The organism is Streptomyces sp. NPDC102462 (assembly GCF_044765425.1).
Classification (GTDB): Bacteria; Actinomycetota; Actinomycetes; order Streptomycetales; family Streptomycetaceae; genus Streptomyces.
The window spans coordinates 93,339-114,748 of record NZ_JBIWKB010000013.1; the positions used below are offsets into that span (position 1 = coordinate 93,339).

Consider the following 21,410-nt stretch of genomic DNA (forward strand, 5'->3'; position numbering starts at 1 on the left):
GGCGGCAGCAGCCGGTACGGGAACAGGTGCCGTGGGTAGGGTCGCGGGCGCAGGCGCCGTGGGCCGGGCGGCCGGTGCGGTTGCGGTGGCCTGGGTGACGGGGGCCGCTGCGGGCGCCGTGGGCGGGGCGGCAGCAGCCGGTACGGGCGCGGGTGCCGTGGGCCGGGCGGCGGGCGCAGGTGCCGTGGGCCGGGCGGCAGCAGCCGGCACGGGCGCGGGTGCCGTGGGCCGTGGGGGCGGGGGGTGCGGGCTCATGTGACGCTCACCTTCTTCGCGAACCGGCGGGCGAGCGGCGCGAGGGCCGCGGTCAGCAGGGCGCTCGCGGGCGCACCGGCGCGGGCGCAGAGCGCGGCCTGGAGGGGGACGGTGGCGCGGATCCCGCCGCCGACGGCCCGCTGGGTGAGCTGCGGGGACGGGTTGAGTACGGCGTGCAGGTAGGGCCGGCCGGCCGTGGCGGCGTAGGCGACGCCGAGGGCGGCGCGCAGTGCGTCCTCGGCGCCACCTGGGGTGCGGCGGAGCCTCGGCGGACAGGTCCCCGACGGGCCGGGGGCGGTCCCAGGCAGGTCCGGTGACGTCCGCTGCGGTTCGACAGCGCCCCGAAGGGGCGCGGGGAACTGCGCGACCAGCCACGACGGTGCCGCAGACGACCGACGGCATAGCGCGGCATCTCCAGCGGAGCGCTCAGCGGGCCGTGGCCGGGTCAGCGCCAGCGTGAGGGCGCCGGTGGTGGCCAGCGCGGCCAGGGGGGCGAGGGCCGAGCCGCCGGTCGTCTCGCGCCGGGACACCGCGGTGACCGCAAGGGTGTGGGAGCCGAGCAGCGCGGCGGAGGGCAGCGCGCCGCGCACGGCGCCGGGGGCGGGCCGGCCGGCCGCCGCGCCGAGCAGCAGGTCGAGACCGCGGGCCGCGGCCATCGCCACGGGACCCGCCGGGGTGTGCTTGAGGACCAGGTCGTACGCCCAGACGGTGGCCGCCAGCGGGGCGGCGACGGCGAGCGCGGGCCGGCCGGCGCGGGCGGCCAGGGCCAGGCCCGCCGCGGTGCAGGCGCCGGCCGCGGCGAGCGCCGCGGCCGGCCGGATACGGCCGGACGGCAGCGGCCGGTGCGGGCGCTCGGCGGCGTCCTCGGCGCGGTCGGCCCAGTCGTTGAGGGCCATGCCCGCCTCGTACAGGCACAGGGAGGAGCCGATGGCCAGCAGGGTGTGGCGCCCGGGGCGCGCCGACACCGCGGCGGCCCCGGCGAGCACGTCACCGGGCACGGTGAACAGGGCGGGCACCCGCAGCAACTCGGCCCAGGCCCGCAGCCGGGAACCGGGCAGGCCGGCACCGCCCCGCGGCCCGGCCGGAGCGTCGGCCGCCCGCCCCGCGCGGGGTCCCGGGCCGTCGCCGCCCGGGTGCGGCGGGGTGGACCGGAGCGGCCGGTCCTGGCCGGCCGGTTCGGTCCGGGCCGCGGCGGACCGGCGCAGCGATGCCACGCCCCTCAGCATCCGGGCACCTCCGCCGGTCCCTCGGCCGCCGCGCCGGGCGTCCCCTCCCGCAGCCGCTCCGCGAAGCGGACGAGGGCCGTGTGCTGGTCGGCCAGGGACGACGGGGCATCGCCCAGCGGGTCCTTGAAGTAGAAGGCGAGGTCGGTCAGGGGGCCGGTGTGGCCGCGTTCGTGGGCGCGTGCGGTCAGCCGGGCCAGGTCGAGGACGAGCGGCGCGGCCAGCGCGGAGTCGCAGCCCTGCCAGATGGTCTGCAGGACCATGCGGGTGCCGAGGAAGCCGTCGAAGGCGACGTGGTCCCAGGCGGTCTTCCAGTCACCGAGGGCGGGCACGTCGTCGATGTGCACCTCGCCCTGCGGTGTGCCGCCGAGCGTGTCGGCGAGGACCCGTTCCTTGCCGGCGTTCTTGGCGGCGGCCGCCGCGGGGTCGGCGAGGGCGGCGCCGTCGCCGCCGCCCAGCAGGTTCGTGCCCGACCAGGCGCGGACGGCCAGCGCCCGCTGCGCGAACATCGGGCCGAGGACCGAACGGAGCAGGGTCTGCCCGGTCTTGCCGTCGCGGCCAGCGTACGGCAGGCCGCTGGTCGCGGCCGCCGCGGCCAGCGCCGGGTGGTGCAGACCGGTCGACGGGGTGAAGTTCACGTAGGGGCAGCCCGCCCGCAGGGCCGCCGCCGCGTACAGCGAGCTGGGCGGCAGGGCGTCACCGTCGGCGGTGGGTTCGGTGGATGCCACGTTGACGACGACGGCGCGGTCGAGTCCGCACCGCCGTACGAAGTCGGAGATGTCCGCGGCGAAGCCGGCGATCACCTCGTCCTGGTCCCGGGTGTCCGCAGGTGCCGGGCCACCGGGCCTGATCTCGGCGTCGGCCGCGGCGAGTTCGCCCGCGACCGCGGCGGGCAGGCCGTGCGACAGGACGCCGCCCGCCGCCAGTTGCTCGGCCCGCTTGGGCAGCGGGCAGTCGACCACGTCGTGCCCGCCGAAGACGAGCGAGGCGAGGGGCGGCAGCCCGCAGTCGGCGAACGGGGGTGTCTCGGTGACCATTCCGGTGGGCGGGTGCAGGCCCGCCGCCACGGCGGCGCAGCCCGCGACCACGGTGGTGGCGACGGAACCCCGGGCGCCGATCAGCCACACTCCCACGCGGTTTGGGGAAAGGGACGCGGACATGGGCAGCCTCCTTGTCGTGCGCGGACCCCGGCTTAGAGGGGACGAAGACGGCGGGCGGGAGTCCGGCGTCCCCCGCCCGCCGCCGCTCACCTGCCCTTGGCGGGCAGTTCCTTGATCCGGATGTCGCGGAAGGACACCTGGTCGTCGGCTCCGTGGTTCTGGATGCCGACATGTCCGTCGCGCAGGCTCCGGGCCGGATCGGTGTTGGTGAAATCGTTGATCTTCACGCCGTTGAGCCAGATGCGGAGGCGCTCGCCCTCCACCCGGATCTCGTACGTGTTCCACTCCCCCGGCGGGTTCAGCGCACGGTCGCGCTTGGCCAGGTCGGCGGACTGGAAGCCGTAGACGGACCCGGTGGTCTTCTCGGGCGCGTCCGTGGCGTCGATCTGGATCTCGTAACCGTTGTTCACGGCCGACCACGGGTCGTCCGAGGGCGGGAAGCCCACGAACACACCCGAGTTGTCGTCGCCGTCCATCTTCCAGTCGAGCTTCAGGGAGTACGCCCCGAAGCTCCGGTCGGCGTACCAGAGCATCCCCATGCCGCCCGTCGAGGTCAGTGTGCCGTCCTCGGACAGGGTGAAGGAGCCCGGGCCCGCCTGGCGCCAGCCGTCCAGGGAGGTGCCGTCGAACAGCGGCCGGTAGCCGTTCTCCGGGCGGCAGTCGGCCTGGGCGTCGCCGATGACCCAGCTGATGCCGCCCAGCAGGTGCTGCCGGAAGGCGGGTTCGGCGTAGGACTCCTTGGTGTGGCCGGCGCCGGTGTAGAAGGCCCGGCCGCCCTGGTAGTCCTGGCACCAGGCGATGGGGTGGTCGCCGTTCATGGTGCCGCCGGTGTACGACGACTCGTCGAGCGAGGCGAGGACATGGGCCCTTTCGCGCGGGTTGGAGCGGTAGTTGTACCACTCGTCCGTGCGCTCCCAGGTCCGCGCCAGGTCCGAGGTCGCCGGGTGGGCGCGGTCCTCCACGTCCACCGTGGCCGGCTGGATCGCCGGGTGCGACTGGAAGTAGGCGCCGGCCAGGCCGCCGTAGAACGCCCAGTCGTACTCGGTGTCGGCGGCGGCGTGCACACCCACATAGCCGCCGCCCTGCCGGATGTAGCCCTCGAAGGCCCGCTGCTGGGCCTTGTCGAGGACGTCTCCCGTCGTGGACAGGAACACGACCGCGTCGTAGCGCCGCAGGTTCTTCGCGGTGAAGGCGCCGGCGTTCTCCGTGGCGTCGACGGCGAATCCGCCGTCCGCGCCGAGTTCCCTGACCGCCGCGATCCCCTCGGGGATCGAGTCGTGCCGGAATCCGGCGGTCTTGGAGAAGACCAGCACCCGCTTGTCCTGCGCCGGCTGCGAGGAGGCGGGTCCCGCCACGCAGCCGAGGAGGAGGGCCGCCCCGAGAACGGCGGTCGTCACTCTGCCGGTCGAGCGCATCGCGGCCTCCTCTCAGCTCGTGGTGAAGACGAAGTCGTCGACGTCGAACAGGGCTCCCTTGCCGGTGCTCCCCTTGAAGACCAGGTAGAGCGTGGTGGTGCCCTTCGGTGCCTTCGACAGGTTGGCGGTGACGTCCTGGAAGGTCTCCCAGCCGCCGGTCACCGGCACGGTCGCCTTGCCGAGCAGCTTGCCCGTCGGGGAGCCCGTGCGGACCTCAAGGGTGCCGCCCGCGCCGCCGGAGGCCACGCGTGCCGTGATCTGCTTGGCGTTGGACAGGACGTACGGCGTGAAGGAGATCCAGTCGCCGTTGTCGATGTCACCGACCGTCTTGCCGCCGTGGGCGCTCGCCTTGGTGATCACCGAGACGCCGGAGGAGTCACCGAAGTGCTCGGCCTGACGGTGCCGGGGCTGCAGGACGTTGCGGTCGTGCGAGGTGAGCGCGGCCTGGCCGCCGCCCCCGTTGTCGGTGTACTGGGCGTCGAACACACCGAAGATGTTGGCGTTCTCGTCGTGGCCGCCGTCCGCGCTGGTCTGGATGGTGCCGGAGCAGCCGTTCGCGGAGGTCAGCGGGTGGCCGTGGGTGTCATGGCCGAGGACGAAGTTGACGGTGACCTTGGAGCAGTCGATGGCCCTGCCGTCCTCGGGGTCGGTGACCTTCACCTTGAACGGTACGGCGTCACCGAAGCTGAACAGCTGTCCGTCCTGCGGGAGTTGGAGGGTGACGGTGGGTGCGGTGTTGCCGACGACGATCTGCACGCTCGCGCTGCCGGTGCGTCCGCTCGGGTCCTTGGCGGTCACCGTGGCCGTGTAGGTGCCGTTCCTCTTGTAGGTGTGGCTCGGGCCGGCTCCGGTTGCGGTGGTGCCGTCGCCGAAGTCCCAGCTGTAGGTGAGCGCGTCGCCGTCCTGGTCGCTGCTGCCGGCCGAGGAGAACGTCACCTTCAGCGGCGCCTGTCCCGAGGTGCGGCTCGCCGCCGCCTGGGCCACCGGGGAGTGGCCGTCGGTCGCGTTCTCGATGCGGAACAGGCCGGAGTTGTCGTCGCCGCCGAACCAGGAGGTGCCGTAGTCGAGGACGTACAGCGCCCCGTCGGGTCCGAAGGCCATGTCCATCACCTGGGTGCCGGTCCAGGGCACGGGGTTGATGGACTGCACGGTGCCGTCCGCGTCGCTGACGATGCGCTTGATCCAGCGGCGGCCGAACTCACCGGCGAAGAAGTTGCCGTCGTAGGCCTCCGGGAACTTCACGGGCGAGTCGAGCGCGGGGTCGTAGTGGTAGACCGGTCCGCCCATGGGGGATTCGGATCCGTCGCCGAACTCGGGCACGGAGGGGCCGTCGTAGGGGATCCAGGCGGGCTGGGCCGGCGGCAGGTCGGTCAGGCCGGTGTTGTGCGGCGAGGTGTTCTTCGGTGCGGCGCAGTCGAAGGCGGCGCCGGACGTCTTGGTGGCGAAGTCGTAGTCCTTGTACGCCTGGTTGTCGCCGATGCACAGCGGCCAGCCGTAGTTGCCGGGGCCGGTGACCCGGTCGAACTCGACCTGCCCGGAGGGGCCGCGGTCGGGGTTGGCGGCGCCGGCGTCGGGTCCGTAGTCACCGACGTAGAGGATGCCGGTTTCCTTGTCGACGCTGAAGCGGAACGGGTTGCGGAAGCCCATCGCGTAGATCTCGGGCCGCGTCTTGGGCGTGCCGGGCGCGAAGAGGTTGCCGTCGGGGATGGAGTACGAGCCGTCGGCGTTCACCTTGATGCGCAGGATCTTGCCGCGCAGGTCGTTGGTGTTGCCGGCGGAACGGCGGGCGTCGAAGGCGGGGTTGCGGTCCGGCCGCTCGTCGAGGGGCGCGAAGCCGTCCGACTGGAACGGGTTGGTGTCGTCGCCGGTCGACAGATAGAGGTTGCCGTCCTTGTCGAAGTCGATGTCCCCGCCGACGTGGCAGCACAGGCCGCGGGACGCCTGGACGTCGAGGATCTGCTTCTCACTGGCCTTGTCGAGCGTGCCGTCCGGGTTCAGGACGAACCGGGAGAGCCGGTTGACGCCGTCGAAGGGGGCGAAGTCGGCGGCCGTTCCGGTCTCCGGGGCGTCGCCCGCCGGGGTGTTGAGCGGGGGCGCGTAGTACAGGTAGATGAAGCGGTTGTCGCTGAAGCCGGGGTCGACGCCGACGCCCTGCAGGCCCTCCTCGTCGTGCGAGTACACGTCGAGCTTGCCGGCGGTCTTGGTGTTGCCGGCGGCGTCGGTGAGGCGCAGCGTGCCGTCGCGCGAGGTGTGCAGCACGGAGCGGTCCGGCAGGACGGCCAGCGACATCGGCTCACCGACCTCCGCGGCCCCCTTGGCGAGGGTGACCTGCTGGAAGTCCTCGGCCGCCGCGGCTGCCGGGTCGACGACGGCTGCGCCGGCCTGCGGGGCGGTGAGACTCAGGGTGGCGCCCGCGAGCAGCGCCCCGCTGAGCAGGGCCACCGCCTTGCGGAATCGGCGTCGTCTGTGGGTCTCGTTACTGGGGGTGCTGGTGGTGCGGTGGTTCCCGTGCACGAATGCCTCCAGAAAGGGGCTGGTTGTACGGGGCGGGTGCGGTACGCCGGGATGCGCCGTCATCCCGGAAGAGCGGGGAAGTGGTAGAGGGTGGACCGGTGCTCGCGCCCCAAAAGGGGCGCGAGGAACTGCGCGACCGGCCACGACGCCGCCGCAGACGACCGATCAGTGCCCGGCCCCCCAAGGGGCGCGGGGAACTGCGCGACCGGCCACAACGGCACCGCGGACGACCGACGACACAACGCGGCCCATCCAGCGGAGCGTTTCGCGGAGCGGCTAGTTGCCGAACGCCGCGTCGAAGGAGGCCGTGGGCGGTTCGAAGTCGAACGCCTTGAGGCGGGTCAGCGCCTCGGGGGCGCCCTGGAGCCGGTCCATGCCGGCGTCCTCCCACTCCACGGAGACGGGCCCCCGGTAGTCGATGGACCGCAGCATCCGGAAGACGTCCTCCCAGGGGACGTCGCCGTGCCCGGCGGAGACGAAGTCCCAGCCGCGGCGCGGGTCGCCCCAGGGCAGGTGGGAGCCGAGGCGGCCGTTGCGGCCGTCGAGGCGCTTGCGGGCCTCCTTGCAGTCGACGTGGTAGATCCGGTCCCGGAAGTCCCACAGGAAGCCGACCGGGTCGAGGTCCTGCCAGACGAAGTGGGAGGGGTCGAAGTTGAGGCCGAAGGCGGGCCGGTTGTCGACGGCGGCCAGGGCGCGCTGGGTGGTCCAGTAGTCGTAGGCGATCTCGCTGGGATGGACCTCGTGCGCGAAGCGCACGCCCTCCGCGTCGAAGACGTCCAGAACGGGGTTCCAGCGGTCGGCGAAGTCCTGGTAGCCGCGGTCGATCATCGCCTCGGGCGCGGGCGGGAACATGGCGACCAGATGCCAGATGGCGGAGCCGGTGAAACCGATGACGGTGTCGACGCCGAAGGCCGCCGCGGCGCGCGCGGTGTCGGCGATCTCGGCGGCGGCCCGCCGGCGTACGCCCTCCGCCTCGCCGTCGCCCCAGATCCGGGCGGGCAGGATCGCCTCGTGCCGCTCGTCGATGATGGCGTCGCAGACGGCCTGTCCGACCAGGTGGTTGGAGATGGCCCAGCACTTGAGGCCGTACTTGTCGAGGAGCTGGTGCCTGGACTTCACGTAGGAGGGGTCGGCGAGGGCCTTGTCGACCTCGAAGTGGTCGCCCCAGCAGGCGAGTTCGAGTCCGTCGTAGCCGAAGTCGCGGGCCAGGCGGCAGACCTCCTCCAGGGGAAGGTCGGCCCACTGACCGGTGAAGAGCGTGAAACTGCGCGGCATTGGCGGGACCTCCTCAGGCCGCGATGGGCGTGTAGACGGAGTTCTTCTCGGCGCTCTCCTCCACCGCGGCGAGCACGCGCTGGACCTGTAGTCCGTCGGCGAAGGAGGGTTCGGGGGCACTGCCCTCGGCGATGGCGAGCAGCAGGTCGCGGGCCTGGTGGACGAAGGTGTGCTCGTAGCCGAGGCCGTGGCCCGGGGGCCACCAGCCCTCCAGGTAGGGGTGGTCGGGTTCGGTGACCAGGATGCGGCGGAAGCCGGCGTGCGTCCCGGGTTCGGTGCCGTCGTGGTACGACAGCTCGTTCAGCCGCTCCAGGTCGAAGGCGAGCGAGCCGCGCTCGCCGTTGAGTTCGATGCGCAGCGCGTTCTTGCGTCCGGTCGCGTAGCGGGTGGCCTCGAAGGAGGCCAGCGCGCCCGAGGGGAAGCGTCCGGTGAACAGGGCGGCGTCGTCGACGGTGACCTCTCCGGTGCCGGCGGCCGCCGCCGCGGCCAGGCCGCTGCTCGGGCCGCCGGGCAACGGCCGCTGCCGTACGAAGGTCTCGGTGAGCGCCGAGACCCCGGCCAGCCGTTCGCCCGCCAGGTACTGGGCGAGGTCGACGATGTGCGCGCCGAGGTCGCCGAGCGAGCCTGATCCCGCCTGCTCCTTGCGCAGCCGCCAGGTGAGCGGGAACTCCGGGTCGACCAGCCAGTCCTGGAGGTAGCTGACCCGGACGTGCCGCAGGGTGCCGATCCGGCCGTCGGCGACCATCCGCCGGGCGAGCGCCGTGGCGGGCAGCCGCCGGTAGTTGAAGCCGACCATCGCCACCTGGCCGCGGGCCCCGGCCTCTTCGGCCGCGCGGGTCATCGCGGTGGCCTCCGCCACGGTGTTGGCGAGGGGCTTCTCGCACAGCACGTGCTTGCCGGCGGCCAGGGCGGCGAGGGCGATCTCGGCGTGGCTGTCCCCGGGGGTGCAGATGTCGACGAGGTCGACGTCGTCCCTGGCGATCAGTGCACGCCAGTCGGTCTCGGCCGCCGCCCAGCCGTGCCGGTCCGCCGCCGCCCGGACCGCGGCGCCGTCCCGTCCGCAGATCGCGGCCAGGACCGGCCGTCGGGGCAGGTCGAAGACCCGGCCCACGGTGCGCCAGCCCTGGGAGTGGGCGGCGCCCATGAAGGCGTATCCGACCATGCCGACGCGGATCGGTGGCTGTGCTGCCTCCGGCCCGTCCGTCTGCTGCGGCTGTCCCATACGGAAGTCCTCCTGGTCCTCGTCGTGTCTGGCGCCGCGGTGGCGCCGTGGGGGGTGCGGGGCGGAACCGGTCAGCGGAAGCCCGTGGACATGTACTGGTCGATGTTGTCCTTGTCGACGACGGCCGAGTACAGCGTGATCGACGACGGGATCTCGTACTCGGCGAGACCGCCGATGCCCTTGCTCTGTCCGAGGGCGCGCGCCAGGTCGATCGCCGAGGCGGCCATGGTCGGCGGGTAGAGCACGGTCGCCTTCAGCACGCCGTTGTCCTGCTTGATCGCCTGGAAGGCGGAGAGCGCCCCGGCCCCGCCGACCATCAGGAACTCGTCGCGTCCGGCCTGCTCGATGGCGCGCAGCGCGCCCACGCCCTGGTCGTCGTCGTGGTTCCAGACGGCGTCGATCTTCGACTGGGCCTGGAGCAGCTGGGACATCTTGGCCTGTCCCGACTCGACGGTGAAGTCGGCGGCCTGGCGGGCGACCTTCTTGATGTTCGGGTAGTTCTTGAGCGCGTCGTCGAAGCCCTGGGTGCGCTGCTTGGTCAGCTCCAGGTTGTCGATGCCGGCCAGTTCCACGACGCGGGCGTCCGCCTTGCCCTTCAGCTTCTCGCCGATGTAGCTGCCCGCGTTGAAGCCCATGCCGTAGTTGTCGCCGCCGATCCAGCAGCGGTAGGCCTGCGGGGTGTTGAAGATCCGGTCCAGGTTGATCACCGGGATGCCGGCGCGCATCGCCTTCAGCCCGACCTGGGTGAGGGCCTTGCCGTCGGCGGGCAGGATCACCAGCACGTCGACCTTCTTGTTGATCAGGGTCTCGATCTGGCCGATCTGCGCGGCGGTGTCGTTGGAGCCCTCGGTGATCTCCAGGGTGACGTCCGAGTACTTCTTGGCGCGGCTCTTGGCGTTCTCGTTGATCGCGTTGAGCCAGCCGTGGTCGGCCTGGGGGCCGGCGAATCCGATGGTGACCGGCTTGCCGGGCTTGTCGTCGGCGGACGGCTGGTCGTTCGCTGCGGGCTTCTCGTCCTTGCTCTCGTTGCTGGTGCAAGCGGTGAGCAGGGCTCCGGCGGAGACCGCGGCGGTCCCGAAGAGCAGTCCTCTGCGGCTGGTGAGCTGTGACATGGCGGTGAACCCTTTCCTCAGGTCGTGCTCGCGGTACGGCGCTGGACCAGCACGGCGGCCACGATGATCGCGCCCTTGGCGATCTGCTGGACGTCGCTCTGCAGGTTGTTCAGGGCGAAGATGTTGGTGATCGTGGTGAAGATCAGGACACCGAGCACGGAGCCGGTGATGGTGCCGCGACCCCCGCTGAGCAGGGTTCCGCCGATGATCGCGGCCGCGATGGCATCGAGTTCGTACAGGTTGCCGTTGGTGTTCTGGCCCGAGCCGGACAGGATGATCAGCAGGAAGGCGGCGATGCCGCAGCACAGTCCGGACAGCAGGTAGAGGTAGAGCCGCTGGCGGCGCACGTCGATGCCGGCGAGCCGGGCGGCCTCCGCGTTGCCGCCGACGGCGACCGTGCGGCGGCCGAAGGTGGTCCGGTTGAGCACCAGCCAGCCGATGATCGTCACGAACGCGAAGACCAGCACGAGCGGCGGGATGCCGAGCACATAGGAGTCGCGCTCGCCGAGCTTGAGGATGCCGTCGACGTTCACGATCTGCGTCTTGCCGTCGGTGATCTGCAGGGCGAGGCCGCGCGCCGAGGCCAGCATGGCGAGGGTGGCGATGAACGGGACCATGCCGCCGTAGGCGATGAGTACGCCGTTGACCAGTCCGCAGCCCACACCGACGAGCACCGCGGTGAACAGGATGCCGGCGAAGCCGAAGTCCTGGGTGGCCACCGTCGTCGCCCACACCGAGGCGAGGGCGACGATCGCGCCGACCGACAGGTCGATGCCGCCCGAGGTGATGACGAAGGTCATGCCGACCGTGACGACACCGATCACCGAGGCCTGGGTGAGGACCAGTTGGAGGTTGCGGGTGTCCAGGAACTCGTCCGGTTTGGTGATGCCGCCGACCACGACGAGTGCGAGCAGCACGCCGAGCAGCGAGAGGGTGCGGACGTCGGCGCGGGCCACGAGGGAGCGCCAGGCGGGCAGGGGGCCGATCGGCTGCACCTTGTCGGTGCTGCCCCGCGGCGGGGAGGCGTGCTGCGTCATGACGCCGGGCTTCCTTCCATGACGAGGTCGAGTACGCGGTGTTCGTCCAGTTCGCGGGCGGGTGCCTCGTGTACGACGTGGCCCTCGCGCAGTACCAGCACGCGGTCGGCGAGCCCCAGCACTTCGGGGACCTCGCTGGACACGAGCAGCACGGCGAGCCCTTCGTCGGCCAGCCGGCGCACGACCGCGTACAGTTCGGCGCGGGCGCCGACGTCGACGCCGCGGGTCGGTTCGTCGAGCAGCAGGACACGGCAGCCGCGCAGCAGCCAGCGGGCCAGGACGGCCTTCTGCTGGTTGCCACCGGAGAGGGTGCGCACGGGTACGGAGGGGTTGTCGGGGCGCAGCGACAGTTCGCGGGTCGCCGCGCGGGCCGCGCCCAGTTCGGCGCGCCGGTCGAGCCAGCCGCCGCGCGAGAAGCGGGAGAGGGTGGAGACGGATACGTTCCGGGTGACGGACTCCTGCATGAGCAGGGCCTGCGCCTTGCGTTCCTCGGGGGCGAGGCCGAGTCCGGCGCGCACCGCGGAGCGTACGCTGCCGGGCCGCAACGGGCTGCCGTCCACCAGGACTTGGCCGGAACTGGGCTTGCGGGCGCCGTAGATGGTCTCCAGCACCTCGGAGCGGCCCGAGCCGACGAGCCCGGCGAGACCGACGATCTCCCCGGCCCGGACGGTGAGGTCGAGCGGTGCGAACTCGCCCGCCCGGGACAGCCCCCGGACCTCCAGGACCGGGGCGCCGGCGGGCGCGGCGGAGGGCCGCTCGGGGAAGACGTACTCGACGTTGCGGCCGGTCATCAGCGCCACGACGTCGCGGGTCGGTGTCGTCTTGGCGGGCAGTCCGCCCGCGACCGCGCGCCCGTCCTTGAGTACCGTCACCCGGTCGCCGATGCGCCGGATCTCCTCCAGGCGGTGCGAGATGTAGACGACCGCCACGCCGTCCGCGGTCAGGGCGGCGACGATGCGGAACAGGTTGTCCACCTCGTCCGGGTCGAGGGCGGCGGACGGCTCGTCCATGACGATGAGCCGTACGTCGTGGGAGAGCGCCCGGGCCATGGAGACGATCTGCTGCTGGGCGGCGGACAGTTCGCCGACGAGCCGGGCCGGGTCGATCTCCGGGTGGCCCAGTCGCTTGAGGAGCTGGGCCGCCGAGGCGCGCGCGGCCCTTTGGCGTACGACGAACCCGGCGGCCGTCGGCTCATGGCCGAGGTGGACGTTCTCGGCCACCGACAGGTGCTCCACCAGGTCGAGTTCCTGGTAGATGGTGGCGATGCCGAGGCGCATGGCGGCGATGGGCGAGCGCAGCGTGACCGCCTCGCCGCGCCAGTTGATGGTGCCGCTGTCCGGCTGGTGGGCGCCCGCGAGCACCTTGATCAGGGTGGATTTGCCGGCCCCGTTCTGGCCGAGCAGGCAGTGCACTTCACCGGCCTGGACATCGAGGTCGACGCCGTCGAGGGCCCGTACGCCGGGGAACGACTTGGTGATGCCGGACATGCTGAGCAGCGGTGGTTCTGATGCCATGTGGGTTCCCCTCGGCGGGCGTGCGGGGCCTGGGTCAGGGCGAGGCGACCTGCGTGCGCAGGCGTGTGGGAGCAGCGCAGGGCGGCGCGGGGCGCCCTGCCGGGTGGTGCACGGAAGAGGGTGTGCGGACAGGAGGGTGGTGCGCGAAGGAGGGTGGTGCGGGAGTCGGCTACGCGGGTGAGAACAGGTGGTCGCTGATCAGGCGGGCCGCGCCGATGACTCCGGCGTTCTGACCCAACTCCCCAAGGACGATGGGCAGGTTGCCGGTGGCCAGCGGCAGTGACTGGCGGTAGACCTGGGTGCGGATCGCGGCGAGCAGGGTGTGGCCGAGGCCGGTCACCCCACCGCCGATCACCACAAGGCCGGGGTTGAAGAAGGAGACGAGTCCGGCGATGACCTGACCGACGTGGTTGCCGCCCTCGCGGATCAGGCCGAGCGCGATGGCGTCGCCCGCGGCGGCAGCGGCGGCGACGTCGACACCCGTCAGGGTGCCGTTCGCCGCGAGCCGCGCCGCGAGTTCCGCCGACAGGCCCTGTTGGGCCGCTTCCAGTGCGTCGCGGGCGAGTGCGGCCCCGCTGAAGTGGGCTTCCAGGCAGCCCCGGTTGCCGCACGCGCACGGCCGGCCGTCGGACACCGCCTGGATGTGCCCGATGTCGCCCGCGCTGCCCGTCACCCCGCGGTGGACCTCACCGCCGGCGACGATGCCGCAGCCGATGCCGGTACCGATCTTGACGCAGAGGAAGTCGCCCACGGAACGCGCGACGCCCGCGTGCCGCTCCCCCATCGCCATCAGGTTCACGTCGTTGTCGACCATGACCGGGCAGCCGAGTTCCTGGCTGAGCGCCTCCCGTACCGGGAAGCCGTCCCAGCCCGGCATGATCGGCGGTGCGACCGGGACGCCCTCGGGGAAGCGGACGGGTCCCGGGACGCCGATGCCGGCGCCGTCGAAGCCCTCCGCGAGCCCCGAGGCCCGCAACTTCGCTGCCATGGCGAGGACTTGCTCGAAGACCGCGACGGGGCCCTCGCGTACGTCCATGGGCTGGTTGAGGTGTCCCAGCACCTCCAGTTCGGCGTTGGTGACGGCGACGTCGACCGAGGTCGCGCCGATGTCGACGCCGAGGAACCGGAGGTTCGGGGCGAGCCGGATGTTGTGGGACCGGCGTCCGCCGCGGGAGGCGGCGAGGCCGTCGGCGACCGCCAGTCCGGTCTCCAGGAGTCGGTCCACCTCCACGGCCAGCTTGGACCGCGAGAGGTCGATCTGGTCACCCAGCTGCGCTCGGGAGTTGGGTCCTCCGTCGCGCAGCAGCTTGAGCAGCCTGGCCTGATGGGCGTTCGCGGGTCGTGCGGTCATGCGTCTCACGTGCCCCTCCCCGCCTCAATTCGGCCATCCGGTGGTGTCTTTCGAGGGGAACGTAGCAGTCACCGCCGTAGCTGGGAAGAAGCTGTGCACGGATTCCTGCGAACTTTCTCCTCTCACAGGACAAAGACGCCCCGCCTCCGGCGAGAGAACCATGATGAACCTCAAGAAACCCCACAAAATCACCCCACCCACAGACACCCCACACCCCGGCCGCACCCACAAGCCTGGCCTCGCCCGATCAGCCGGCGCCGGGGACCAGCGGCCGCCAGGAGCCGTCATCGACGTACGGCCGGGGCCCCACCACAGCGCCGACCCAACCGGCCAAGGCCACCCCAGCCCACCTCGCCCGCGCGACCGGCAGGCGGCAGGCGGCAGGCCGCCACCCGCCCGGGCACAGCGCGCCCGCACACGGAACGCGCCGCCTCACACACCGGCCCCGCCTCGGGCCGGCCGAACAGTCCTGCCTGCCCGGTCAAGGGGCAGGCGCACACCGCACGCGCACGCGGGACTCGCCGCCCCCGGAGGCCCAACCCGCCCTCAACCGAGCGGACAAACCCGCCCGCCCGGGGCGCAGCCACCCCACAACCCGCACCCGGTGCGGGCGCGGACCCGCCGTCCGTGTCCGGTCGTCCCCCGGCCGCGGCGCCGTCGTCGTTGCTCGCGCGGTTCCCCGCGCCCCTTCAGGGCGTTGCGTGGACGCGCCCCCGCACACACCCGGCCCCACCCGCAGCCCGCATCGCCCGGACCCCCGCGCGAGGCGCCGTCGCGGTGGTCAGGGGGTCGGGTGGTCGTGGTAGGAGTGGCGGGTGTGTTCCGTGTGTTCGCGCATCAGTTGAGTCGCGAGCTGTTCGTCGCGGTCGGCCACCGCCGCGATCAGGGCGCGGTGCTCGACCCAGGACTGCCGGCCGCGCCGGCGGGCCACCGGCGTGTAGTACCACCGCACCCGCCGGTCGACCTGCCCGGCCAGCTCCGCGAGGACCGCGTTGCCCGCCAGCTCCATGATCTTGGCGTGGAAGGCCGCGTTCAGCGCCACCGCGCCGTCCACGTCGTCCGCGGCCACGGCCTTCTCCCCCTGCGCGCACAGCTCCTTGAGCGCCGCGATCCCCTCGCTGCCCGCGTTCGCCGCGGCGAGCCGCGCCGCCTCCGCCTCCAGCAGCGTCCGCACGGTGAGCAGCTGATCGGCCTCGTCCTGGGTCGGCTCGTGCACGAACGCCCCCTGGGCCGGCCGCAGATCCACCCAGCCCTCGGTGTTGAGCCGCTGCAACGCCTCCCGCACGGGCTGCCGGGACACCCCGAGATGCCCGGCGAGTTCGCTCTCGACGAGGTGCTGGCCGGGCTGCAGTGCGCGCGTGGTGATGAGTTCGAGCAGTGCCTCGTAGACCCGGTCGCGCAGCGGGCCGGGCCGTTCGAGCTTGGGCACGGCCCCCTGTGGCAGTCCGGTCGACAACATCGCGGTCCCCCTCCTGGGCAGGGCCGTGCACGGCGGACGACGGCTCGTGCGCGCTCCGAGCCCAGTATCGATTGTCTTTCGTCTACAGTCTACGGCGCACCGATGCCAGAGGGACCGGCGGTCGACCGCGTCACATCGCGGCCGGTGACCGCCCGCACCGGCTCACGGCACGCCTCACGGGCACCGCACGACCTGCCCGGCGTACGACAGGTTGCCGCCGAAGCCGAACAGCAGCACCGGGTCGCCGGCACCCACCTCGCCCCGCTCGACGAGCTTGGACAGGGCCAGCGGGATGCTGGCGGCGGAGGTGTTGCCGGACTCGGTGACGTCCCGGGCGACCACGGCTCGCACCGCGCCGATCTTCTCCGCGAGGGGTTCGATGATGCGCAGGTTCGCCTGGTGCAGCACGACCGCGGCCAGGTCCTCGGGGGCGAGCCCGGCCTTCTCGCAGGCGCGGCGGGCCAGGGGCGGCAGCTGGGTGGTCGCCCAGCGGTAGACGCTCTGGCCCTCCTGGGCGAACCGCGGCGGCGTGCCCTCGATCCGCACGGCGTGCCCCATCTCCGGCACCGAGCCCCACAGCACCGGCCCGATCCCGGGTTCCTCGCCGGGCGCGCACGCCTCGACGACCGCGGCCCCCGCCCCGTCACCGACCAGGACGCAGGTGCTGCGGTCGGTCCAGTCGGTCACCTCGGACATCTTGTCGGCGCCGATGACCAGCGCCCGGCTCGCGGCGCCCGCGCGGAGGGTGTGGTCGGCGGTGGCCAGCGCATGGGTGAAGCCGGCGCACACGACGTTGAGGTCCAGGGCGGCGGGCCGTGGAATGCCGAGCCGGGCGGCGACCCGGGCGGCGGTGTTCGGGGACCGGTCGACGGCGGTGGAGGTGGCGACCACGACCAGGTCGATGGCGTCGGCGGTGAGGCCGGCCGCGGCGAGCGCCTTGGCGGCGGCCTGCGCGGCGAGTTCGTCCACGGGTTCCTCGGGCCCGGCGATGTGCCGGGTCCTGATGCCCACCCGGGACCGGATCCACTCGTCACTGGTGTCGACCAGGCCCGCCAGGTCCTCGTTGGTGAGCACCTTGGCGGGCTGGTAGTGGCCGACGGCGGCGATGCGTGAGCCGTTCATCTGGGATCCCCCTTGTGGGCACGGGCAGCGGGATTCACCAGTGTGTTCAGTGACTCGCGGGTACGTCGGCAGGTAAGGCCACAGGATTCGGGCGCCCGCGTTGTCGGCTTCCGTCAGGACCGCGGACGCCGTGGCGATCATCCCGTGAACAACTGCGTGGCCTTCTGGACCAGTTCGTACAGCCCGTAGCCGAGGGGCGCACCCACCCACACCCAGGCGAAGGCGATCAGGCCACGGCGGCTAGGCGGACTGCTCTCGCCGGACATCGGCGGCCTCCTTCGGCGGCGCGGGCACGTGGTGGCGGGCGTGGACGGGGCGGACGAGTTCGTTGGCGACGAAGCCGACGAGCAGCAGCCCGATCATGATGGCGAAGGACAGACCGTACAGGGCCGAGCCGTGTTTGCCTGCCTCCTCCTGCCGGTCGGCGATCCAGTTGACGATCAGCGGGCCGAGCACTCCGGCGGTGGACCAGGCGGTGAGCAGCCGGCCGTGGATGGCGCCCACCTGGTAGGTGCCGAAGAGGTCCTTCAGATAGGCGGGGACGGTCGCGAATCCGCCGCCGTAGAAGGAGAGGATCACCAGCGCGCACACCACGAACAGCGGTTTGGCGGAGTCCCCGAACAGGGCGATCGTCAGATACATCAGCGCGCCGACGCCCAGGTAGACGCGGTAGATGTTCTTGCGTCCGATCAGGTCGGAGGTGGAGGACCAGCCGATGCGGCCCGCCATGTTGGCCGCGGACAGCAGCGCGACGAACCCGGCCGCGGCGGACGCCGTGACGGGAGCGCTGGAATCCGCGAAGAAGTCCGTGATCATCGGCGCGGCCTTCTCCAGGATGCCGATGCCGGCGGTCACGTTGGTGCACAGCACGACCCACAGGCACCAGAACTGCGGGGTGCGCACGGCGCTGCGGGCCGACACCTGGACGCCCTCGGCGGCGCTCGGCGCGCCGGCCGCCGTGGCGCGGTCGGTGCCGCGGGGCACCCGGACGAGGAACACGCCGAGTGCCATGAACACCGCGTAGGTCAGCCCGTGCACGAGGAAGGCGAGCGCGATTCCCGAGGGGCCGGTGCCGAAGGAATCCAGCATCTGCGCCGACCAGGGTGAGGCGATCAGCGCGCCGCCGCCGAAGCCCATGATGGCGATGCCGGTGGCCATGCCGGGCCGGTCCGGGAACCACTTGATCAGGGTGGAGACGGGCGAGATGTAGCCGATGCCCAGGCCGATGCCGCCGACGAAGCCATAGCCGAGGACGATCAGCCAGTACTGCTCGCTCCACGCGCCGAGTGCGGAGATCAGGAAGCCGGAGGAGAAGCAGCCGAGGGCCACGGTCATCGCCCAGCGCGGTCCGTTGCGTTCGACGAGGGTGCCGCCGAACGCGGCCGACAGCCCGAGCATCACGATCGCGAGCTGGAAGGGCAGCGCGCTCTGGGTGCCGTCGAGGTGGAGCGCGGATTCCAGGGACGGCTTGAACACGCTCCAGGCGTAGGCCTGGCCGATGGAGAGGTGGACGGAGAGCGCGGCGGGCGGGACGAGCCAGCGGCTCCACCCCGGCGGTGCGAGTGGGGGACTCATGATCGCGAACGATAGGGAGGCGCGGGATGGTTGAGAAGGCGTCGGGTCGACCGTATGCGATGAGCGGTATGCGACATGCGATGAACGGTCGCCGGGCCCCTTGTCGACCCTCTTCCCATACTGTAGACAATATTTCGTCGACGAGATTCGGTCCACATCGCTCCCCATCGCTCCCCGGCACTTACCAGCACGCCTCCTCTCCCCCACCTCCGCGGTATCCCTCAAACCGAACGGAGCGTTCCCCGTGAAAGTCGCAGTTCTCGGCGCCGGTGCGATCGGCGCCTACGTCGGTGCCGCGCTCCACCGCGCCGGCGCCGATGTGCATCTCATCGCCCGTGGACCGCATCTGGCGGCCATGAGGCAGCACGGAGTACGGGTGCTGAGCCCGCGCGGCGACTTCACCGCGCACGCCCACGCCACCGACGACCCGGCCGAGGTCGGCCCGGTCGACTATGTCTTCCTGGGCCTGAAGGCCCACGCGTACGCGGCGTGCGGGCCGCTGATCGAACCGCTGCTGCACGAGCGGACGGCCGTGGTGGCGGCCCAGAACGGCATCCCCTGGTGGTACTTCCACCGCCACGGCGGCCCGCACGACGGCCACCGCGTCGAGAGCGTGGACCCCGGCGGCGCGGTCAGTGCGGTGCTCGCGCCCGAACGGGCCGTCGGCTGCGTCGTGTACGCCGCCACCGAACTCGAAGCCCCGGGCGTGGTACGGCACTTGGAAGGCACCCGGTTCTCGGTCGGCGAACCCGACCGCAGCGTCTCGGCGCGCTGTACGGACTTCGGCGAGGCCATGCGGGCCGGCGGCCTGAAGTGCCCCATCGAGCCCGAGCTGCGCAACGACATCTGGCTCAAGCTGCTCGGCAACATCTCGTTCAACCCGATCAGCGCCCTGGCCCGGGCCACGATGCGGCAGATGTGCCTGCACGGCGGCACCCGCCGGGTCATCGAGACCATGATGCGCGAGACCCTCCTGGTCGCCGAATCCCTCGGCTGCGAGGTCGGGGTCTCCATCGAGCGGCGGCTCGCGGGCGCGGAGCGGGTCGGCGACCACCGCACCTCCACGCTCCAGGACCTGGAGCGCGGCAAGCCGCTGGAACTCGACGTCCTGCTCGCCGCCGTCGTCGAACTGGCGGCAATCACCGGCGTCCAGGTGCCCACCCTGCGCACCGTGCACGCCATCTCGGACCTGCTCGCGCTGAGGAGCGCCGCATGAGGAAACGGCAACCGAAGACCTACACCCGGCTCACCCACCCGCTGGTCCGCGACCGGCGCGACGAGCCCTTCCGGCGGGCGAGCTGGGAGGAGGCGCTGGAGCGCACCGCCGGCGGGCTGCGGCGCAACCACGGCGCCTTCGGCATGTTCTCCTGCGCCCGGGCGACCAACGAAATGAACTACGTGGCACAGAAGTTCGCCCGCGTGGTGATGGGCACCAACAACGTCGACTCGTGCAACCGCACCTGTCACGCCCCGAGCGTGGCCGGCCTGTCGGCCGCGTTCGGCTCGGGCGGCGGGACGTCCTCGTACGAGGAGATCGAGCACACCGACGTCATCGTGATGTGGGGCTCCAACGCCCGTTTCGCGCACCCGATCTTCTTCCAGCACGTGCTGAAGGGCATCAGGAACGGCGCCCGGATGTACGCGGTCGACCCGCGCCGCACCTCGACCGCCGAGTGGGCGGAGAGCTGGCTCGGCCTCAACGTCGGCACGGACATCCCGATGGCGCACGCGATCGGCCGCGAGATCATCCACGCGGGGCTCGCCAACGAGACGTTCATCGCGCGGGCGACCTCCGGCTTCGACGAGTACCGGGCGCTCGTCGAGCCCTGGACGCTGTCGCTCGCGGAGCGGGTGACCGGCGTACCGGCCCGCGCGATACGGGAGTTGGCGCACGCCTACGCCCGCGCCGAGCGCGCCCAGCTGTGCTGGACCCTCGGCATCACCGAGCACCACAACGGCACCGACAACGTCCGGGCGCTGATCAACCTGTCCCTGCTCACCGGCCAGGTCGGCCGCTACGGCTCGGGCCTGCAGCCGCTGCGCGGCCAGAACAACGTGCAGGGCGGCGGCGACATGGGGGCCATCCCCAACCGGCTGCCGGGGTTCCAGGACCTCCTCGACCCCGGCGTCCGGCTGAAGTTCGAGTCGGCGTGGGACACCGTCATCCAGCCGCACTACGGGCTCAATCTGACGGAGATGTTCGAGGCGATGGAGGAGGGCACGCTGCGGGCGGTCTACTGCATCGGCGAGAACCCGGCCCAGTCGGAGGCCGACAGCGAGCAGGCCGTACGGCGGATGAAGGAGCTGGACTTCCTGGTCGTGCAGGACATCTTCCTGACGCGGACGGCCGAACTGGCGGACGTGGTGCTGCCCGCGACCGCCGGCTGGGCGGAGACCGACGGCACGACCACCAACAGCGAGCGGCGGGTGCAGCGGGTGCGCCGAGCCGTCACCGCGCCCGGTGAGGCGCGCGAGGACATCGACATCCTCTGCGAGCTGGCCGGTCGGCTCGGCCACCACTGGAGGTACGCCGACGCCGAGGCCGTCTGGAACGAGCTGCGGTCCCTCTCGCCGGACCACTACGGGATGACGTACGAGCGGCTGACCGAACACCAGGGCATCCAGTGGCCGTGCCGGAGCACCGACCTGCTCGAACCGCCTTATCTGCACGGCCGGTTGTGGGAGGCGGACCCGGCGAAGCGGGGCCGGCTCGCGCCCTTCGGGCTCGTCCGGCACGACCCGCCGGTCGACCTGACCGACGAGGAGTACCCGATCCGGCTCACCACCGGACGGCGGCTCGACTCGTACAACACCGGTGTGCAGAGCGGTGGTTTCGCCTCACCGCTGCGTCGTGGCGAGTACGTCGAGCTGTGCCCGGAGGACGCCGAGCGGTACGGGGTCGTGGCCGGCGAGGAGGTCCGGGTGACCTCGCGGCGCGGCTCGGTCGTGGCACCCGTGTGGATCGACACCGCCCTGCGCCCCGGGCTCGCGTTCATGACCATGCACTTCCCCGACGAGGTCGACACCAACCAGCTGACGATCGAGGCCAACTGCCCGATCGCGGGGACGGCGGAGTTCAAGGCGTCGGCGATCCGCATCGAGAAGCTGCCGATCACCACGACCGTCGGCTGACCGCACCGCTCGACCCACGCGACATGTCCAAGTGAGGTGACCTG

Annotated in this window: 16 protein-coding genes; 2 read left to right on the forward strand and 14 right to left on the reverse strand. The window is 72.2% G+C overall.

The features are described from left to right. Nucleotides 1–251: 251 nt before the first annotated feature. The 14 genes from ACIRFL_RS14275 to ACIRFL_RS14340 all read right to left on the reverse strand — a co-directional run bounded on the left by ACIRFL_RS14275 (nucleotide 252) and on the right by ACIRFL_RS14340 (nucleotide 18,234). On the reverse strand, nucleotides 252–1,481 hold the full coding sequence (locus ACIRFL_RS14275) for an SCO3242 family prenyltransferase (protein ID WP_404027841.1): 1,230 nt from the start codon (nucleotides 1,479–1,481) through the stop codon (nucleotides 252–254). Beyond that, nucleotides 1,475–2,638 carry an inositol-3-phosphate synthase gene (locus ACIRFL_RS14280; protein ID WP_404027843.1) on the reverse strand — a complete coding sequence of 388 codons (1,164 nt, stop codon included), beginning with the start codon at nucleotides 2,636–2,638 and terminating at the stop codon, nucleotides 1,475–1,477. Before ACIRFL_RS14280 ends, ACIRFL_RS14275 begins: the two co-directional genes overlap by 7 nt. An 86-nt stretch (nucleotides 2,639–2,724) precedes the next feature. Next, a complete protein-coding gene (locus ACIRFL_RS14285) occupies nucleotides 2,725–4,053 on the reverse strand; it encodes a ThuA domain-containing protein (RefSeq protein WP_404027846.1) in 1,329 nt (442 codons plus the stop codon). Nucleotides 4,054–4,065: 12 nt separating this feature from the next. Then, nucleotides 4,066–6,567 (reverse strand): PQQ-dependent sugar dehydrogenase, encoded by a 2,502-nt coding sequence (locus ACIRFL_RS14290; protein WP_404027848.1) that lies wholly within the window; start codon nucleotides 6,565–6,567, stop codon nucleotides 4,066–4,068. Between the two features lie 276 nt (nucleotides 6,568–6,843). Further along, complete coding sequence (locus ACIRFL_RS14295) at nucleotides 6,844–7,842, reverse strand: sugar phosphate isomerase/epimerase family protein (protein WP_404027851.1); 999 nt, start codon at nucleotides 7,840–7,842, stop codon at nucleotides 6,844–6,846. A 13-nt stretch (nucleotides 7,843–7,855) separates the two neighbouring features. Further along, entirely contained in the window at nucleotides 7,856–9,064 is a 1,209-nt protein-coding gene (locus ACIRFL_RS14300) for a Gfo/Idh/MocA family protein (protein WP_404027853.1), read from the reverse strand. A gap of 71 nt (nucleotides 9,065–9,135) precedes the next feature. Continuing rightward, entirely contained in the window at nucleotides 9,136–10,176 is a 1,041-nt protein-coding gene (locus ACIRFL_RS14305) for a substrate-binding domain-containing protein (protein WP_404027856.1), read from the reverse strand. 17 nt (nucleotides 10,177–10,193) lie between these two features. Further along, entirely contained in the window at nucleotides 10,194–11,213 is a 1,020-nt protein-coding gene (locus tag ACIRFL_RS14310) for an ABC transporter permease (protein WP_404027859.1), read from the reverse strand. Beyond that, nucleotides 11,210–12,727 carry a sugar ABC transporter ATP-binding protein gene (locus tag ACIRFL_RS14315; RefSeq protein WP_404027862.1) on the reverse strand — a complete coding sequence of 506 codons (1,518 nt, stop codon included), beginning with the start codon at nucleotides 12,725–12,727 and terminating at the stop codon, nucleotides 11,210–11,212. Before ACIRFL_RS14315 ends, ACIRFL_RS14310 begins: the two co-directional genes overlap by 4 nt. Nucleotides 12,728–12,896: 169 nt before the next feature. After that, nucleotides 12,897–14,078, reverse strand: a complete 1,182-nt coding sequence (locus ACIRFL_RS14320; RefSeq protein WP_404027865.1) for an ROK family protein — start codon at nucleotides 14,076–14,078, stop codon at nucleotides 12,897–12,899. 781 nt (nucleotides 14,079–14,859) lie between these two features. Continuing rightward, entirely contained in the window at nucleotides 14,860–15,537 is a 678-nt protein-coding gene (locus ACIRFL_RS14325) for a GntR family transcriptional regulator (RefSeq protein ID WP_404027868.1), read from the reverse strand. Nucleotides 15,538–15,711: 174 nt separating this feature from the next. Continuing rightward, nucleotides 15,712–16,659, reverse strand: a complete 948-nt coding sequence (locus tag ACIRFL_RS14330; protein ID WP_404027871.1) for a beta-ketoacyl-ACP synthase III — start codon at nucleotides 16,657–16,659, stop codon at nucleotides 15,712–15,714. A gap of 137 nt (nucleotides 16,660–16,796) precedes the next feature. Beyond that, nucleotides 16,797–16,925, reverse strand: coding sequence for a hypothetical protein (locus ACIRFL_RS14335; protein WP_351740054.1), 129 nt, complete (start codon nucleotides 16,923–16,925; stop codon nucleotides 16,797–16,799). Then, nucleotides 16,900–18,234: an OFA family MFS transporter gene (locus tag ACIRFL_RS14340; RefSeq protein ID WP_404027875.1), complete on the reverse strand. Its 1,335-nt coding sequence runs from the start codon at nucleotides 18,232–18,234 to the stop codon at nucleotides 16,900–16,902. The genes ACIRFL_RS14335 and ACIRFL_RS14340 overlap by 26 nt, the downstream gene beginning before the upstream one ends. Before the next feature lie 244 nt (nucleotides 18,235–18,478). On the opposite strand from ACIRFL_RS14340, the gene ACIRFL_RS14345 reads away from it, so the two are divergent. Both ACIRFL_RS14345 and ACIRFL_RS14350 read left to right on the forward strand, forming a co-directional pair. Further along, the gene (locus ACIRFL_RS14345; protein WP_404027878.1) at nucleotides 18,479–19,450 is read left to right on the forward strand and encodes a 2-dehydropantoate 2-reductase; all 972 of its coding nucleotides are present in this window, start codon (nucleotides 18,479–18,481) and stop codon (nucleotides 19,448–19,450) included. After that, nucleotides 19,447–21,366, forward strand: coding sequence for a molybdopterin oxidoreductase family protein (locus ACIRFL_RS14350; RefSeq protein ID WP_404027881.1), 1,920 nt, complete (start codon nucleotides 19,447–19,449; stop codon nucleotides 21,364–21,366). The genes ACIRFL_RS14345 and ACIRFL_RS14350 overlap by 4 nt, the downstream gene beginning before the upstream one ends. The last annotated feature ends 44 nt before the right edge of the window (nucleotides 21,367–21,410 follow it).

Coding starts and splice junctions, on each gene's coding strand:
- ACIRFL_RS14275 (WP_404027841.1), bottom strand. CDS start 1,481: ATGCTGAGGGGCGTGGCATCGCTGCGCCGGTCCGCCGCGGCCCGGACC.
- ACIRFL_RS14280 (WP_404027843.1), bottom strand. CDS start 2,638: ATGTCCGCGTCCCTTTCCCCAAACCGCGTGGGAGTGTGGCTGATCGGC.
- ACIRFL_RS14285 (WP_404027846.1), bottom strand. CDS start 4,053: ATGCGCTCGACCGGCAGAGTGACGACCGCCGTTCTCGGGGCGGCCCTC.
- ACIRFL_RS14295 (WP_404027851.1), bottom strand. CDS start 7,842: ATGCCGCGCAGTTTCACGCTCTTCACCGGTCAGTGGGCCGACCTTCCC.
- ACIRFL_RS14300 (WP_404027853.1), bottom strand. CDS start 9,064: ATGGGACAGCCGCAGCAGACGGACGGGCCGGAGGCAGCACAGCCACCG.
- ACIRFL_RS14305 (WP_404027856.1), bottom strand. CDS start 10,176: ATGTCACAGCTCACCAGCCGCAGAGGACTGCTCTTCGGGACCGCCGCG.
- ACIRFL_RS14310 (WP_404027859.1), bottom strand. CDS start 11,213: ATGACGCAGCACGCCTCCCCGCCGCGGGGCAGCACCGACAAGGTGCAG.
- ACIRFL_RS14315 (WP_404027862.1), bottom strand. CDS start 12,727: ATGGCATCAGAACCACCGCTGCTCAGCATGTCCGGCATCACCAAGTCG.
- ACIRFL_RS14320 (WP_404027865.1), bottom strand. CDS start 14,078: ATGACCGCACGACCCGCGAACGCCCATCAGGCCAGGCTGCTCAAGCTG.
- ACIRFL_RS14325 (WP_404027868.1), bottom strand. CDS start 15,537: ATGTTGTCGACCGGACTGCCACAGGGGGCCGTGCCCAAGCTCGAACGG.
- ACIRFL_RS14330 (WP_404027871.1), bottom strand. CDS start 16,659: ATGAACGGCTCACGCATCGCCGCCGTCGGCCACTACCAGCCCGCCAAG.
- ACIRFL_RS14335 (WP_351740054.1), bottom strand. CDS start 16,925: ATGTCCGGCGAGAGCAGTCCGCCTAGCCGCCGTGGCCTGATCGCCTTC.
- ACIRFL_RS14340 (WP_404027875.1), bottom strand. CDS start 18,234: ATGAGTCCCCCACTCGCACCGCCGGGGTGGAGCCGCTGGCTCGTCCCG.
- ACIRFL_RS14350 (WP_404027881.1), top strand. CDS start 19,447: ATGAGGAAACGGCAACCGAAGACCTACACCCGGCTCACCCACCCGCTG.